Origin of the sequence: Alicyclobacillus tolerans, from assembly GCF_048984885.1 — a bacterium.
Classification (GTDB): Bacteria; Bacillota; Bacilli; order Alicyclobacillales; family Alicyclobacillaceae; genus Alicyclobacillus_I; species Alicyclobacillus_I tolerans.
The window spans coordinates 2,885,883-2,902,197 of record NZ_JBMGNK010000002.1 but is presented as its reverse complement, the minus strand read 5'-3'; the positions used below and the strand labels follow the sequence as shown (position 1 = coordinate 2,902,197).

Sequence of the window (16,315 nt, the reverse complement as noted above, 5' to 3'; positions counted from 1 at the left end):
AGAGCCATACATAATGAACGGACGGGCTGAATATCTATGAAACAAGCCTCGGGAGGGTACTCTTGTGTATCTGGTCACGAGTGAACAAATGAGAGAGCTCGATAGACACGCTGTAACGTCGCTTCACATTCCTGAGATTGTCCTTTTGCATCTGGCAGGCAAAGCTATTGCCGATGTGTTGGTACAGCGCGGACCGCGCGGCCATATCGTCGTACTGGCAGGAAAGGGGAACAATGGAGGAGACGGATATGCCGCAGCCCGTTGGTTAAAACATTACCAGTACTCCGTAGAAGTTGTCTCTTTGGTTCATCCTGAAACGCTAACAGGTAGTGTGGCTTTGGCTGCGCAAAGCGCCATAGCAGCCGGTGTGCCCGTTCGGGTATATAGCGGGCAACCGCTGCCTGAGGCTCAGCTCTACCTGGACGCGTTGCTTGGTACGGGCCAAAATCGACCGCCTGCTGATCGATTATTACAGATGTTGGAGTCGCTTTCTCACACATCTACACCAATTTGGGCGGTTGATGTACCGACAGGAGTAGATACGGATACGGGAGCTGTTTATCCGGGCGCGGTCCAGGCAGTACTTACCATCGCCATGGCTGCGCAGAAAATCGGCACAGCGGTGACTCCTGGATGTTTGCAGGCTGGCGAGGTAGTGGTAGCTGATATTGGCATTCCGATTCTGCACAATCCATCCTTTGCGACTTGGATTGAACCTGCTGAATTGGCTGCTCGTGCGGCATATCGACCTGTCACAGCGCATAAGGGATTGGCTGGTCATGTGGCAGTTATTGTCGGTTGTTTGCCGGGTGCAGCGAAGCTTGCAGCGTTGGCTGCAGCTCGGAGTGGAGCAGGGCGCATTTCACTGTTAACCGCTTCAGCCATTGAACCGCCGCTACCCGATATGCTGATGATTCCAGTAAATGGAGCGTTGCGTAACAGTTTGCCAGAAGGAGCCGTTTTCTTAATGGGTCCCGGTATGCTTGACGCTTGGCCGATTGAGGTGGTATGGAGTGTTGTGGAAAGTGGCGGTAAGGTAGTGTTGGATGCGGAAGCGATGGATGCCTGGTTAAGCGCTCCAGAGGAGCGGCGTTTGGCTGATCCGTTCCTGGCAGAACGGGTGGTGCTTACTCCGCATCCTAAGGAATGTGCTCGATTAATCGGTTGGACAGTTGATTCTGTTCAGAAACATCGCCTTGCTGCCGCCCGACGACTCAGCCAACAGGCAAATGCCACTGTACTGTTGAAAGGTTATCGGAGTATAGTGAATTCTCAGCAGAGTGTATCTGTCAATCCGGTAGGCGGACCTTCGCTTGCTGTAGCCGGCTCAGGAGATGTTTTAGCAGGGGTTATCGCGGCGTTACTCGCTCAAGGATTGTCAGCCTACGATGCAGCCCGATTAGGTTGTTGGCTGCACGGAAGGGCTGGGGATCGACTGGCAAGGCGGATACCGGCTGCTGCTTGTATGGCTTCCGATGTTGTGCAAGAATTGCCGCAGGCTTTAGCTGATGCGCTAGGTGTAAAGATGAAATCGACGGATAAGTGAAAGCGTTGCGTTACTCGCGTGTGTCTGTCGCGGAAAGGCGAGGTGGCACATGCGTAAATGGGCAGTCGCGTTGGGCGTCCTGGTCGTTGTGGGTGGACTTGTAGTAGGTTGCGGCACACAGAATGGTGAAAAAAGTGTAGCCAGCAAGCTAGAAGCGCACGTCAAGACATTGGACGGATCGAACTATAAAAGTACAGCCATGATGACTGTGCAGATGGATAATGGTTCGCAAACTTACTATGTCGAGACGTGGTATGAATCTCCAGAGGTTTATCGCATTGCTTTGGGTGACGCCAACAAGCAAATTAACCAAATCATTGTCCACAACCAAAATGGCATGTTCATTGTCTCGCCCTCGTTGGGCAAAGTGTTCCGTTTCAACGGGAATTGGGCACAAAACCAAGGACACATATATCTTTATAATCAAATTTTGTCAAACATTGTATCTAGCAAGGATATTCAATTTACTAAAAGTGACGGCAATTACAATTTTGAATTGCCAGTTTCTCCAGCTAATGATGTGGTAACTCGCGAACGTGTGCAGTTGGATGCAAAGACGCTTAATCCAGAGCAGATTGTCTTGATGGATAAATCATCCACGCCCGTAGTTACCCTTAAGTATGAATCGTTCCAGACGGGTATTAAATTTTCTCCCGATGACTTCAATCCGCAGGCTCTGGTTGGTGGAGAGAAAGCTAAAACGACGCTTTCTACAGGGGATAGCGCAGCTTCGGATGGTCCGGGCTATATCAATCCCACCCTTACTTACGGCGATAAGCTGGACAGTATGTGGCAAGTGAGTGACACGGATGCCATCATGCGATTTACGGGCGATCACGCTTTCACTTTAGAAGAATGGCGTCCTGTTTCTACTGTATCAGGGTTGCCGTCTGGTGAAATGATCAACCTTTATGGTGTACCTGCTGTGTATACGGATGGCGGCGGTGCAAGACAGTTATTCTGGTTGAACAACGGCGTTGAGTTTTCCATTACCTCCAGCGCGCTTTCTCTGAATCAGATGGCAGATGTAGCCATGTCTACTTTCAATCAGGTTGGCAAATAACCAGTGTCTAGTGATTACCAATGATATGAAAAATGGCGTACCTGTTAGATGGTGCGCCTTTTTTATGCAAAAGATGCAACAGAAGTTCTAAAACACGCTGCCTTCCTGAATATGTATTTTTCGAAAAACACAACTATGCGATGGCGACGTTTTTGTGAATGACGTTGCAAAACAAAGATTTTTATGTCAGTTGACACGGAGTAGCTTTGTAAAAGTTAAGCGAATTTCTCCATCATTAAACGAATTCGCTTTTTTGATATAAGATAAAACATAACAAACAAGCTCTAAATGGAGAGCGAGGTTTTAACTCTGAAACTTAAAAAGGTAGTTTATTTTGTTGCTCGTAGTGAAAATGTTCCTCATGTTTTACAAGAAGCGTTATTTCGATCCCCTACTCAAAATGTCACTATTTTTTTCGATTTGGATGGGGCTCGAGCATTAGATGAGCATTATGCTAGGTTGATTTCACAGGAGAAAAAAATAAATTTATTTCAATTGCTTCAACAAGCCAGAGATGCTGGTATTGAAATGTTTGTTTGTCAAATGAATGTAATGGAAAGTTGTCAGATTCATTGTTTAGATGGAATAGCATCTGCTGGCGTGGTTACCTTTTTAGAGTATAGTTATGAAGCAGATGCGATTTTTAGTTACTAAGGGTGTATGGTGATGGCTACAAAAAAAGTTGTTTTGCTGGTTTTGCACAGTGAACTAGAATCGGCATACCCGCCATTGAATATAGCAGTAGGTGCAATATCATCAGGAGCGAATGTCATATTAGCCTTTAGTCATGAAGGCGTAGATATACTTTTACCGAATTATATACCGATACCATCCGTAGGAAGCATTGATATTGCCAACGGTTTATCAGATTTTGGGGCACCTAGTATTGAGGAATTGATAACGATTGCATCAGAATCGGGAGTTCGTTTGATTATCGTCGATAATATGATTCTGACTAATTGGAATGTTGAGCGAAAAGAGTTGCGTTGGGTATTGAATGAAGCTGCAGACGCCGATTTATTTCTTCACTTTTGAATACGTTTCGATCTGCAGGTATGGTATCCGATGGGGCACTTCGTTGCTTCATGGGTTACAACATAGTGTATTGGGAAGCCGACGAAGGCCGCTTAAAGTTCCGTTGTCCACATGCAGTAGGAAAGGTTGACTTCCCACTTGGGTCTGTTGCTTGCTCTCATTCCAACTACGGAATGGTGGTCAAAAAAAGTATCGCCGAGAATGTCAGGCGTTACGCCAATCCGCACCGAAACACTCGGCGTTGGATAGAACTCTACAGAGAATGAACTTCGGTGGAGCAATGGAAATCCCGGCTCAAAGAAAATCTTACAGCCAATGACACGCACGTCCGTGGTATTGAGAAGGTCACCACATACGTTTACCTCAATGCGTAGGTTCTACTTGCTTCTGCACTAGCGATGAACACGACAGCAAGCTCGCTGAAGATGGCATAATCCCTTGATTCTTGGCGCTCTGTGATTGATAAGGGCATGTGGAACCTATGCAACACAAATCACATAGCTGCATTCATTTCGGTGTCCATGGTAGAATCCAATCAGAATCAATATCTAAATTTTATATGCAAATTCCCAATGATAAACTTTCATATTTTTTATCGGAGGTGTTGGTATGCTTGTTCAGCAAACTATTCGGCAAGCCATCATCTCTCGCCATCGTATCTTGTTAGTAATAGGGTCGTTTTTATTGCTTTTGTTTTTCTCCGTTCAATTGCAGCTTGTGCATCCAGAAGCCATTTGGATGCTAGGCATTTTGTTGCTTTTTTTAGAGTGGTTTCCTGTTGGATTGGGAAGAATTAATTTTTCGCTCTGTTTCCCACTTTTTTTTGGACTATTTTTCATGCTGGGCCCAAGTATGACCCTTTGGTTGGACGCTTTCATTTTGTTGTTGGTTCAAGCAGCAAGGCGTAAACCATGGGAAGTATTCTCGTACAATTTCTCCAGCCGTATGATTGCGCTTGCCCTATCCGGATGGTTTTGGCTATGGGCAAATGCGAATGTCATTCAGGAAGGACATAAGCACCTTATCATTGACAGCCTCTGGCTGTTGATGGTGACTGCTCTCATCTATTCTACAAGCGCAAATTTACTGATTCTGCTTGTTTGGAGGCAACGTCGTTCCTGGCGAGTCAGTGCCCGGCTTTTTTTGTCCGCACTCGGTATTGATTTGGGCTTGGCGACTCTCTATAACGGTTTAATGATTTGGCTGGCGAGCAATCCCGTCAATGTTCACACCGGAAGTATTGGATCTTTCTTTTTCTTTCTACCGCTTGTGGCGATTTCATTAGTGGCTCACCTAGTGGCTAATCTTTTACGCGAAAAGCATCGTTTAGAATCAGTCTTTTCCATTACAGAATCTATCCGTCAACCCAATCATTTAGATAGTGTTTTACCCCAAATCGCCAATGCCGCTAAAGAGTTGTTCCGCAGTTCTTTTGGTGTTATTTACCAAGTGGATGAGTGGGGATTGCTTTATCGGGAAATGGGAAACAAACGGTATACTTTGCCAAGAGGTCAGGGGATTTCTGGGTGGGCTGTACAGACCGGTCGTTTGCAAATGGTTGCCGACGTGGAGAGGGATAGTCGTTTTTTACCTCAGGAAGCAGACAAAGATATTCGCTCGTTGTTTGTGGCGCCTATTTATATTGATGAACAAGTAGTGGGAGTTATTACACTTGGTAAACCAATTGTCAATGGCTTTCATCCACAAGATGAAAAATTGATGACGCTTTTTTCCAGCTATGCCAGTGTAGCAATGCGTAATGCCCTTTATTTAGAAGAGCAGAAGCGAAGAATTTTACTTGAGGAACGTAATCGGCTGGCCCGTGAAATCCATGACGGGATCGCACAAAATCTAGCAGGTGCACTCCTTCGTGTGGAAAGTATTTTGCGTCATTCTGAACCCGCCATGCAGAAACAGCTTCTTGACTTGCAAAAGTTGTTGCAAGAAACCGTAGGTTCCGTGCGCTCATCTATTTATTCCTTGCGTCCGCAGCCCTATGTTGAGCAAGGATTGGAAAAAGCTATTCGCAATTTGCTTAAAGATTTGCTCGAAGATACAGAAATACAGGTGGAATTTAGTGTTCATCAAGAAACGAATTTATTGCTCCATCCGGAAATTTCCCGCACAGTGTATGAAATGATTGCTGAAGGCACGCGAAATATGCGCAAACATGCGCATGCTCGCCATTTTAAAGTAAGATTAGACCTTTTGCCCGATCGCGTGAAAGTACTTATGTTGGATGATGGGTGCGGATTTCATTTTGCGCGCGCGATTCAAAATGCAATTCGCGGAACTTCCTTTGGAATTGACATGATCCATCAGATGGCGGCTCAGTGGAAGGGTCGTGTGGAATATATCACTTCACCAGGTTCAGGAACAGAAATCTGGATTGAACTTCCTATCGGAGATGAGGTGGAGGAGAATGTCCATTCGAGTGCTTTTGTGTGATGATCATCAAGTTTTGCGCGACAGTCTTGCCTATTTATGCAATGAAGAGCCGGATATGGAGGTTGTAGCCACCTGTAGCCGAGGTTCAGAACTGATGTCATGTGTTACAGAGATTCCAATTGATGTAATCTTGCTCGACATCAATTTACCGGATGGCAATGGTATTGAATTTGCTGAAGAGTTGAAAAATCTTCAAGAACGTCCCAAATTGATTGTGTTAACCATGTATAACTATGATGAGTATCTATTTCGCGCTATTCGCGCGGGTGCAGATGGGTATATGCTGAAAGATGCTCCAGTATCCGAAGTGTTGGCAGCCATTCGCGCGGTCCATGCTGGACAATCGGCCTTACCAGCCAATTTGACGCAGCGACTGATTCAGTCAGTGCGTGGCGATTTGCCCACGCGTGAACGACTGTCACCTCGTGAGACAGAGGTATTACAGCTTTTAGTCAATGGATGCAGTAATAAAGATATTGCTGGTCAACTTTATATTTCTGAGACAACCGTAAAGCTGCACATTAGCAATATCTTTCGCAAGTTGCAAGTGCGTAGCCGTTCTCAAGCTATACTGGTGGCAATTCGAGAAGGATTGGTTCCGCATCTGTTGGATTACCATGAATGATCCTTTTTATTTTCCAGTGTTTGCGTCCCCCATCAGTATGGCTTTTTCCCACATAGGCCAGGTATGTTCTCCGACAATAAAATCCACCTGTTTGCCATCTGCAAAGGCGAGGAAGGGGAAACCGTCAATATACTTTTTTTCGGCTGTCCCTATGAGAAAATACGGTTTTGTAAAAGATAAATGAAACGTCTCTTTTTCTTCGTCGGCAATTTTTACAGCTGAAGATAATGGGAATCCGTTGGCATATCCTACGTAGACAATCGTAGGCCAATCATTTGGCGAATGAAAATGTTGATTCATTAAGACAAGGGTTCTCTGGCAATGTGGGCACCAATAGGCAACAAAAAGAATCGGATGCTGTTTCGCGTTCAACGTGACCCACTGGCCACTTTCTGTTTGTACCCGTATAGCGCTTTCCGCAGCTTGGTTAGGAACAGGCTTAGCATCCCATGTAGAAATAGGTTGAACGAGATCGACATCCAAAAGGTTTGTAAATTGAGGAGTTTGTCTGGCGACAGTAACCGGATTGACAGAAGCTGGCTTACTGTTTGAAGTTGTCTGTTGAACTGTTTGACAACCTGTAAGCGCCAGAGCGACAAGAAGAGTGCCAACTAAAGATATGGTTTGAATCCGTTTATGACGAAGTGTTGTTAAGAATTTATGATGAGTTTTCACACGAGTCATCCTTTTTCATAGTTTTACTCACCAGAGTGCAGAAGATTGGTTCTCTTGTCAATACGACAAAAGTTATAGTTTTTATCTGAACTTTTAGTGAATACATTTCTATCTATTTTTCAATAAAATTTTAAGTAATTTGAAAAGGGGGTAGAATCCGTGAAATTACGCTCTAAATATTTGCGAGTCACAGCGGCTACAGCGTTGCTCGCCACACCTATTGGAGTTATGGGGTCCATGCCGACAGCACAAGCAGATACAACCAATTGGGTGGCTACGCATACGCAAGCTTTTGTACCTACCAACGCAACCAACTTGGGTTCGTTGCCCGCTTCTACGGAATTGACGGTGGTGATTGGCCTGCAAATGCAGAATCAGTCGGGACTGGAGCAGTATATCCAGGATATCAGCACGCCGGGCAACGCGCTCTATGGACAGACGCTGACACCATCTCAATTTGAAGCCACCTACAGTCCTTCGAGCAGTACGGTGGACGCTGTGACTTCCTATTTGGAAAGTCAGGGGTTGAGCAATATTCAGGTATCTGCCAACCGCCTATTAATCACAGCTACCGGTACAGCGCAACAGTTGGAAAGTGCCTTCAACACGCAAATTGATCAATTTTCCATGAATGGCCGTACGGTTTATGCTAATGTCGATCCGGCCTACGTTCCATCCTCACTTGGTGGAGCTGTGGTAGCAGTGCTGGGACTAACCAATGCAGCTCAAATGCAGTTGCCCCTGGCAACACCGACGCCAACGACTTCCACCTCACTGCCCAATTATCCAGCCAGTTATAACCCACAAGGTTTTTGGAAGGCTTACAATGTTGGCAATACTCCGCAAGCAACAGGAACCAATATTGCTATTTTTGCAGAAGGTAACTTGACGCAAGTAGTTCAAGATTTGCGTACAGAAGAGGCTGCTAACCAGTTGCCGCAAGTTCCTTATACGATTGTGCAGGTGGGCATTGCCAGCAATGATACTTCTGGAGCAGATGAGTGGGATTTGGACACGCAGTATTCCACGGGGATGGCAGGCAATGTGGCGCATCTCTATATTTATGACACCACATCCTTGACGGATTCTGACATTGCTCGTGAGTTTAATAAATTTGCTGAACAGGATGTTGCTAAAGCGGGAAGTGCCTCTTTTGGCGAATGTGAATACGACGCCTATTTGGATGGCTCGATGCTTGTTGATGATGAAGTGTTTGCCGAAGCTGCTGCACAAGGACAGACGACTTTCGCTTCCGCAGGTGATACGGGAGGATTTTGTGCAGTTACGCCGACGAATGGAGTCCCCGCTGGTGTACCGGATGTCAATTACCCGGCATCCTCACCGTATGTAGTGGCAGTTGGCGGTACAACATTGATTACCAACAGCGATGGCAGCTATGACGAAGAATTAGCTTGGACAGGCGGCGGCGGTGGTACAAGTTACTTTGAATCTGCTCCGTATTGGCAAAATGGCATTGTGCCGCCAACCACGAATGTCGGCAAAGGTTTGCCAGATATCGCTATGGATGCAGATCCAAACAGTGGTGCTAACGTCTATGTTGACGGCTCTCCAGAAGTTGTAGGCGGAACAAGTCTCGCATCACCGCTTGCCTTAGGTGTTTGGGCAAGGCTGGAGACGAGTCACAACAATCAACTTGGCTTTGCTGCCCCGCTCCTTTATGGTGTCTATGGCAGTGACGGTTTCCATGATATCACACTTGGTGATAGTGGTCCCTATCCTGCTACACCAGGTTGGGATTTTGCAACAGGACTCGGCAGCTTTGATGTAAGCAATATGAATACCGTTATGGATCAATACGCACCTATGCAAACTGCGCCAGCTCCTGCACCAGCTCCAGGACCGGCTCCTGCACCAGGTTCGCAACCTGCGCCTTAATTTTGCTGGCTACTTGCGTCCATGCTAGATTCTCGCTGACAATAAGAGAATCATACTCAACTCGGCTGCAAGCCATGGCATGGAGGCGTCCATCATGTTTCGCGGTACGTTTGCGGTAATTGATTTATCAGCTCTGGTCAATAATGTAAAAAAAATTCAAAGTGTTCTCCCACAGGGAACGAAAATATTGGTTGCAGTGAAAGCCAACGCATATGGCCATGGCGATATCGCCGTGGCCAAAGCTATTGAAAAAAGTGGATCTGCGCACATGCTGGGACTTGCTTCTCTGGAAGAAGCGTTGCGTCTGCGGGAGGCAGGTGTGCGCATTCCTCTGCTTGTTTTGGGGTATGTCGATCCGCTCTCTTTTCCAGTTGCGTCCCAGCATCAAATTGAATTGACCTTTACAGGTTCGTCTGAAGACCTGCTTCAAGTCTCACAACTCTCTACGCCGTTACAACTTCATTTAAAAGTGGATACGGGTATGGGACGTCTGGGGTTGCGCAGTGTGTCAGACGTTCTGAAGGTTGCTGAATCCATCCATCAGCGTCCTGATCTACACTTGCAGGGACTTTTTACACATTTGGCAAAAGCGGACAGTCCTGAGGACGGTCATACATCTGCCCAGTTACGGCGTTTTGAGGAGGCATGTTCAGCGTTAGCCGCACGTGGACTATTGCCGCCACTTTTGCATGCGGCGAATACGGCAGCTGCTTTGCAACGTCAGGATGCTTTTTATCATATGGTGCGTATTGGAATTGGCGCATATGGATATGCTCCTAATGCGGATTGGCCTCCAAGCCTATCTTTGCAACGGGTTATGCACCTATACAGCACAATCACTCGTATCGCTTGGTTGAAGGCTGGAGATAGTGTCAGTTATGGAGCCACTTTTGTAGCCAAGCAAGACTGCAGAGTGGCTACTGTATGCATAGGCTATGCCGACGGCTATCCGCGCTCGCTCTCCAATCGGGGCTTTGCTATGGTCAGAGGAAGAAAAGCGCCTTTGCTTGGGCGGGTCTGCATGGATCAATTAATGCTCGATGTCACGCATATTCCTGAAGCTGAGTTGGGCGATCCGGTCACCCTGTTTGGACATTTAGCCCCTGACATCTGGAATGGTGGGGCGCTTTTCAAACAACGTCCAGAAGAACGTGAGCGTTGGATTGGAGAAACTTTTTCAGCAGCATCCAATCGGGCGGAAATGCCATTAGATACCTTATCCAGATTGGCGGGAACGATTTCATACGAGATGTTGACCTCCATCAGCAATAGAGTACCGCGAATAGAAATTTCTTTTTGATTGGATTGTTATCCCCAAAAACAAATCGATATAATAGAGAAGATTACATCGGCAGGGAAATAGGTGGAGGTGCCGGGCGTGTCAGATAGCAAACGGGTGGTTGTCTATGTTCCTGAGCAATTGCTCGAACAAGTGGACGTCGTAGCTTCCAAGTCCAGAGAGAGTCGCAGCGAGATTGTCCGTGCAGCGCTTACGAAGTACGTACAAGAAGAGCGCAAATATCAAATTCGTAAAATGATGCAACAGGGGTACCAGGAAATGGGGAGACTCAATCTTTGCTTGGCCTCGGAAGCATTCTCCGTGGAGCAGGAAGCAGGAGGTACGGTAGAACGCTTGGTCAGCGGGGGGTGATACGGTGATCGTGAAGCGAGGAGACGTGTTTTTTGCCGATTTATCTCCAGTTGTAGGCTCTGAACAAGGAGGATTTCGGCCGGTTTTGGTTATCCAGAACGACATCGGCAATCGCTTCAGTCCAACGGTCATTGTGGCTGCCATAACCGCTCAGATACAAAAGGCCAAGTTACCAACACATGTTGAGTTGCCGGCACAGCCCTACGGGCTTGATAGAGATTCAGTTGTTTTGCTTGAACAGATCCGTACAATTGACAAACAACGACTGACAGATCGCATCACGCACTTGGATGATGCCATGATGAAACGTGTCAATGATGCGTTACTCATTTCCTTAGGACTTGTCGACTTCTAGTTCTGGTTCATGAAGCTAAAAAAGTTTATCCTTCTCTTAGCCAGAAATTTGCACGCTTTTCTTATTGGAATCATTCCACGGCCTCCCGCCATTTTATGAATGGATGGGAGGCCGTAGTTATAGTTAAAAATTATTCAACTATTAAAACCAAGTCTCCCGGTTCTACCATACTGCCTGGTTTGCAATAGATTTCTTTGACAGTTCCTGATTTTGGAGATGCCAACTGCACCTCCATTTTCATAGCTTCTGTAATCGCTACTACTTGTCCGCGTTCAACAGTGTCGCCAGGTTGGACAAGTAGAGAAATGACAGTGCCTGGCATACTGGCCCCAAGTTCGCCCGCTTGACCGCTCACTTTACGACGCGCGTCTTGAGAGAGGGGCACTGTTCGATCAAGAATGCGCACATCACGCTGTTGGCCGTTCAGTTCGTAAAAGACGGTTCGGTAGCCATCTTGGTCAGCATCGCTGATCGAAAGAAGCCGAATAATCAATGTTTTGCCGGGTTCAATCGATACGCGGATTTCCTCGCCAGGACGCATACCATAGAAAAAGGTCAGCGTATCTAACTGTGAGAGATCGCCAAATTGTTGACGATGTTTAAGAAATTCTACTGTGACCTGCGGGTACATGACGTAAGAAAGCAACTCTTCTTTATTGCTGTTGCGACCCATTTTCTCTTCAAGTTGCTGGCGTTCTGATTCCCAGTCCACTGGAGGTAAGGTTTCACCCGCCCTACCCTGCAAAGGTTGTCTGCCTTTCAGTACGGCGCGTTGTAGAACTTCAGGAAAGCCTCCGTACGGTTGCCCCATTTTTCCTTCAAAGAAATCGACCACTGAGGCTGGAAAATCGAGATCAGCCGCTTTTTCCAATAGAGAGTGCTCATCCAGCCCATTTTGTACCATAAAGATGGCAAAGTCGCCAACCATCTTAGAAGAGGGGGTCACTTTAATCACGTCACCGAGGATTCGGTTAACGGTACGATACGCTTTTTTGACCTCGTCAAAGCGTTGACCAAGTCCAAGTGCTGCTGCCTGTTCACGCAAGTTGGTATATTGCCCGCCTGGCATTTCATGCAAATATACCTCGGCGGATGCTGAAGTCAGGCCGCTCTCATATTTACTGTAATACTTTCGCACGGTTTCCCAGTAGTCGGCCAATGCCTGAAGTTCTTGCAAATCATCAGCTGGTTGCCGATCCGTTCCTTGCAAAGCGGCAACCAAGGCGTTCCAACTCGGCTGTGAAGTGTTCCCGGACATGGAGGAAATAGCTACATCCACAATATCTACTCCTGCTGTGGCAGCCATCAACAATGTCGCAATACCATTTCCGCTTGAATCGTGTGTGTGCAAATGTATAGGCAAAGACACAGCTTCTTTCAATGCTGTAATCAAGCGGACAGCAGCTATCGGTTTGAGCAAGCCTGCCATATCTTTAATGGCAAGAATATGTGCGCCAGCTTGTTCTAAATCTTTGGCAAGTTGGATGTAGTAGGCAAGATTATATTTACTTCGTGTTTCATCCAGAATGTCTCCCGTATAACAGATGGCCGCTTCAGCTATTTTGCCAACTTTTCGAACCTCATCTATGGCTACTTCCATGTTGGGTAACCAGTTGAGACTGTCGAAAATTCTAAAGACATCAATTCCTGCTTCTGCGGCTTGACGTGTGAATGCACGCACGGCATTATCGGGGTAATTCTTATAGCCTACTGCATTCGCACCGCGTAGCAACATTTGAAAGAGCAGGTGCGGAATTGCCTCGCGGAAACGATGCAGCCTTTCCCAAGGATCTTCTTTGAGAAACCGCATACTCGCATCAAATGTAGCGCCTCCCCAAACTTCCATGGAAAAAAGATTACGACCTGCTATACCCGTGGCGGGGGCTATAGCCAGCAAATCACGGGTGCGAACACGTGTCGCCAGCAAGGATTGATGAGCATCGCGAAACGTCGTGTCAGTTAATAAAAGCCGGCGCTCGGCGCGAATGTGCTCAAGGAAACGTTCTGTACCGAGGGACTGCCAAAGTTGTCGCAATCCGCTAGGTGTTGGCGACACAGTGGATAATTCAGGTGGTATCGCTACAGGCACTTCTGGTTTGGCTTCTGCTCTGTTACCATCAGGGCCATTAATCGTTACTTCTCCGATATAGTTGAGCAATTTGCTCGCTCTGTCCTTTCGTTGCGGGAAGGACAAAAGTTCTGGATGCTCTTCGATAAAGTGGACCGTGCACTGGCCAGCCAAAAATTCCGGATGTCGCACAACATTGGCTAGGAAAGGAATATTGGTTTTGACACCACGAATTCGAAATTCTTGCAAAGCTCGGAACATTTTGCGTGCTGCTTGTTCAAAATTGAGTGCAAAAGCGGATACTTTGACTAATAACGAATCGTAATAAGGAAGGACGCGAGCCCCCGTATAACCATTCCCCGTATCTAGGCGGATACCAAAACCGGCAGCTGAACGATAAGTGGTAATACGTCCTGTGTCAGGGAGAAATCCGTTTTGCGGATCCTCTGTTGTCACACGGCATTGAATCGCTACCCCACGAGTCGTAATGCTTTCCTGGCCATGAATGCCAATTTCTGAATCGTCCAAACGATGTCCTTCGGCAATGCGAATTTGCGCTTGCACGAGATCGATTCCGGTAATCAGTTCTGTGATGGTATGCTCCACTTGAATGCGAGGGTTGACTTCAATGAAGAAAAACTGACCATCTGGCTGCAGGAGAAATTCTACCGTTCCTGCATTGACATAGCCAGCATGTTTCATCAATTGTACCGCCGCGTTGCAGATGGCGGCACGAGTTGGCTCGGGTAGAGAAGAAGGTGCGATTTCCACCACTTTCTGATGGCGGCGCTGAATGGAACAGTCTCGTTCATAGAGGTGAACGAGTTTGCCATGATGGTCACCTAAAATCTGAACTTCGATATGTTTGGGACGTTGTACATATTTTTCAATGTAAACCTCAGCAGCGCCAAAGGCAGACTTTGCTTCCGAACTTGCTCGGTCGTATGCTTCATACAATTCTTCTTGTGAATGGACTAAGCGCATACCACGACCGCCGCCGCCGCTGACAGCTTTAAGCATGACAGGGTAGCCGACTTTTTGAGCAAAAGCACTTGCTTCTTCTTTACTGACAGGTCCGTCTGTACCTGGCACAATAGGTACACCAGCAGCCTTGGCAACCTGACGGGCTTTGACTTTATCGCCAAACATCTGTAAATGTTCAATGCGCGGACCTATAAAGGTAATACCAGCCTCCTGACAGGCGCGTGCTAATTCCTCGCTTTCAGATAGAAAGCCGTAGCCTGGGTGAATTGCGTCGCATTCCGTCTCTTGGGCAACGCGAATAAGGCTGGGAATGTTTAAGTAGGCTTCTACGGCTCCAAGACCTTCGCCAATATAGTAAGCCTCATCTGCTTTGTAACGATGTAATGCCAGTTTGTCCTCTTCGGTATAAACGGCGACAGTGCGGATGCCAAGCTCTGTGCAAGCTCTGCAGATTCGTATGGCAATCTCACCACGATTGGCTACGAGTACTTTCTGAAAATGACGCACCTTGACACCCCCAGATTAAATTTTTCGAATTATACTATAACACGTAGAGCTGTTGCTCAGAAAATGTGGTACAGAAAAAGAAAAAGCAGTAGAATGAAAGAATACGCAATTTTATGCAAAAGCATTACAAGACATAGAAAGCTGGGATGATTTTGACCACAATTCAAGACGCTGCAAAACTCTCGCAAATTCGTGATTTAGCTCTGGCACCACGGGGGCATGAAAAAATCGATTGGGCATTGGCTCACATGCCCATTCTTCGCCAATTACAAGAAGAATTTTCTCAAACTCGGCCATTTGCAGGGATGCGCATTGGCGTTTGTTTGCACATTGAAGCTAAAACCGCCTGTTTGGCATTGGCTGTGCAAGCTGCCGGAGCTGAAGTGGCGATTGCCGCCAGCAATCCGTTATCAACGCAGGATGACGTTGTGGCAGCGCTTGTAGAGCGGGGAATCGTGGCTTTTGCCAAACGTGGTGTAAACGAGGAAGAGTTTGCCCGGCAAATAGATCAAGTACTCGACTTTAATCCTCAAGCACTCATTGATGATGGTGCTGATTTAAGCAGCAAACTCCATCTTCATCGCCCTGAGCAGGCCAATCAAATCATCGGTGGATGTGAAGAAACGACTACAGGTATCACTCGATTGTCCGCTATGGCACGTTCAGGCGAGTTGCGTTATCCCATGATGGCAGTCAATGACGCTTACTGTAAACATCTTTTTGATAATCGTTACGGTACGGGACAATCGGCCTGGGAGGGAATTATTCGTGCCACCAATTTGTCAGTGGCTGGAAGTACTGCCGTGATAGTGGGCTATGGCTTTGTGGGAAAAGGATTGGCCATGCGAGCGCGTGGGTTAGGTGCGAAAGTGATTGTGACAGAAGTCAATCCAGTGCGAGCACTGGAGGCGGTTATGGATGGGTTTGAGGTTATGCCGATTGTGGAAGCTGCACGATTAGGTGATTTTTTTGTCACAGCGACTGGGAATGTGGCAGTCATTGACGAAGATGCCCTGGCAGTGATGAAAGACGGCGCTATTTTGACCAATGCAGGTCATTTTGATGTAGAAATCAGTAAACCCGCTTTGCTCCGCCTATCCCTCCATAAGAAAAAAGTACGGGAACATGTCGAGCAGTATAGCATGAAAGACGGTCGTTCCCTTTATCTTTTAGCAGAAGGACGTCTGGTCAACTTAATTTGTGCGGATGGTCATCCAGTGGAAGTGATGGATTTGACGTTTGCCATGCAATTTTTGGGACTCGAGTATGTCATTCGTCACCGTCTAGAGCCCGGTTTGCATAGCATGCCAGTAGAACTTGATATGCGCGTTGCAAAAATGCGGTTGTCCGCCTGGGGTATGAAGCTGGATGAACTGACGCCCGAGCAGTCGGCGTACCTCAATTCATGGAAATAAGCTGGCCACCCTGACGGATTGCGCCGCGTTGTTTGACTTCGCAGCAG

General features: G+C 47.0%; 13 protein-coding genes and 1 pseudogene. 12 read left to right on the top strand and 2 right to left on the bottom strand.

All coding sequences use genetic code 11. From position 1 onward, the window contains the following. Window positions 1-64: 64 nt before the first annotated feature. From ACOJUR_RS14775 to ACOJUR_RS14745, 7 genes and pseudogenes are all read left to right on the top strand, one after another. Window positions 65-1,546 (top strand): NAD(P)H-hydrate dehydratase, encoded by a 1,482-nt coding sequence (locus ACOJUR_RS14775; RefSeq protein WP_420950414.1) that lies wholly within the window; start codon window positions 65-67, stop codon window positions 1,544-1,546. A gap of 49 nt (window positions 1,547-1,595) precedes the next feature. Next, window positions 1,596-2,609, top strand: a complete 1,014-nt coding sequence (locus tag ACOJUR_RS14770) for a LolA family protein (protein ID WP_083574069.1) — start codon at window positions 1,596-1,598, stop codon at window positions 2,607-2,609. Window positions 2,610-2,897: 288 nt separating this feature from the next. Continuing rightward, complete coding sequence (locus ACOJUR_RS14765) at window positions 2,898-3,263, top strand: DsrE/DsrF/DrsH-like family protein (RefSeq protein ID WP_072873342.1); 366 nt, start codon at window positions 2,898-2,900, stop codon at window positions 3,261-3,263. Between the two features lie 12 nt (window positions 3,264-3,275). Then, window positions 3,276-3,644: a peroxiredoxin family protein gene (locus ACOJUR_RS14760; RefSeq protein WP_072873343.1), complete on the top strand. Its 369-nt coding sequence runs from the start codon at window positions 3,276-3,278 to the stop codon at window positions 3,642-3,644. Window positions 3,645-3,658: 14 nt separating this feature from the next. After that, window positions 3,659-4,018 (top strand): annotated as a pseudogene (locus ACOJUR_RS14755) (transposase); the annotation flags it as partial. 235 nt (window positions 4,019-4,253) lie between these two features. Then, entirely contained in the window at window positions 4,254-6,092 is a 1,839-nt protein-coding gene (locus tag ACOJUR_RS14750) for a GAF domain-containing sensor histidine kinase (RefSeq protein WP_420950413.1), read from the top strand. Beyond that, window positions 6,067-6,717, top strand: a complete 651-nt coding sequence (locus ACOJUR_RS14745; RefSeq protein WP_420950412.1) for a response regulator — start codon at window positions 6,067-6,069, stop codon at window positions 6,715-6,717. Before ACOJUR_RS14750 ends, ACOJUR_RS14745 begins: the two co-directional genes overlap by 26 nt. 6 nt (window positions 6,718-6,723) lie before the next feature. Here ACOJUR_RS14745 and ACOJUR_RS14740 read toward each other — a convergent pair whose 3' ends face one another. Then, entirely contained in the window at window positions 6,724-7,392 is a 669-nt protein-coding gene (locus ACOJUR_RS14740) for a hypothetical protein (protein ID WP_306953590.1), read from the bottom strand. Between the two features lie 159 nt (window positions 7,393-7,551). On the opposite strand from ACOJUR_RS14740, the gene ACOJUR_RS14735 reads away from it, so the two are divergent. From ACOJUR_RS14735 to ACOJUR_RS14720, 4 genes are all read left to right on the top strand, one after another. Continuing rightward, window positions 7,552-9,288 carry a S53 family peptidase gene (locus ACOJUR_RS14735; protein ID WP_203114724.1) on the top strand — a complete coding sequence of 579 codons (1,737 nt, stop codon included), beginning with the start codon at window positions 7,552-7,554 and terminating at the stop codon, window positions 9,286-9,288. 94 nt (window positions 9,289-9,382) lie between these two features. Further along, entirely contained in the window at window positions 9,383-10,588 is a 1,206-nt protein-coding gene (alr, locus tag ACOJUR_RS14730; RefSeq protein WP_072873348.1) for an alanine racemase, read from the top strand. Window positions 10,589-10,666: 78 nt separating this feature from the next. Next, window positions 10,667-10,939, top strand: a complete 273-nt coding sequence (locus tag ACOJUR_RS14725; RefSeq protein WP_242650244.1) for a CopG family ribbon-helix-helix protein — start codon at window positions 10,667-10,669, stop codon at window positions 10,937-10,939. A gap of 4 nt (window positions 10,940-10,943) precedes the next feature. Further along, a complete protein-coding gene (locus ACOJUR_RS14720) occupies window positions 10,944-11,294 on the top strand; it encodes a type II toxin-antitoxin system PemK/MazF family toxin (RefSeq protein ID WP_072873350.1) in 351 nt (116 codons plus the stop codon). 130 nt (window positions 11,295-11,424) lie between these two features. On the opposite strand, the gene ACOJUR_RS14715 is transcribed toward ACOJUR_RS14720, so the two are convergent. After that, window positions 11,425-14,853: a pyruvate carboxylase gene (locus tag ACOJUR_RS14715; RefSeq protein WP_420950411.1), complete on the bottom strand. Its 3,429-nt coding sequence runs from the start codon at window positions 14,851-14,853 to the stop codon at window positions 11,425-11,427. 146 nt (window positions 14,854-14,999) lie between these two features. On the opposite strand from ACOJUR_RS14715, the gene ACOJUR_RS14710 reads away from it, so the two are divergent. Then, window positions 15,000-16,268, top strand: coding sequence for an adenosylhomocysteinase (locus tag ACOJUR_RS14710; RefSeq protein ID WP_203114720.1), 1,269 nt, complete (start codon window positions 15,000-15,002; stop codon window positions 16,266-16,268). Window positions 16,269-16,315 lie beyond the last annotated feature (47 nt).

Bases quoted from the DNA above. Each gene is read 5' to 3' on its own strand.
- ACOJUR_RS14770 (WP_083574069.1), top strand. From the start codon at position 1,596: ATGCGTAAATGGGCAGTCGCGTTGGGCGTCCTGGTCGTTGTGGGTGGA.
- ACOJUR_RS14765 (WP_072873342.1), top strand. From the start codon at position 2,898: ATGGAGAGCGAGGTTTTAACTCTGAAACTTAAAAAGGTAGTTTATTTT.
- ACOJUR_RS14760 (WP_072873343.1), top strand. From the start codon at position 3,276: ATGGCTACAAAAAAAGTTGTTTTGCTGGTTTTGCACAGTGAACTAGAA.
- ACOJUR_RS14750 (WP_420950413.1), top strand. From the start codon at position 4,254: ATGCTTGTTCAGCAAACTATTCGGCAAGCCATCATCTCTCGCCATCGT.
- ACOJUR_RS14745 (WP_420950412.1), top strand. From the start codon at position 6,067: ATGTCCATTCGAGTGCTTTTGTGTGATGATCATCAAGTTTTGCGCGAC.
- alr (WP_072873348.1), top strand. From the start codon at position 9,383: ATGTTTCGCGGTACGTTTGCGGTAATTGATTTATCAGCTCTGGTCAAT.
- ACOJUR_RS14710 (WP_203114720.1), top strand. From the start codon at position 15,000: ATGATTTTGACCACAATTCAAGACGCTGCAAAACTCTCGCAAATTCGT.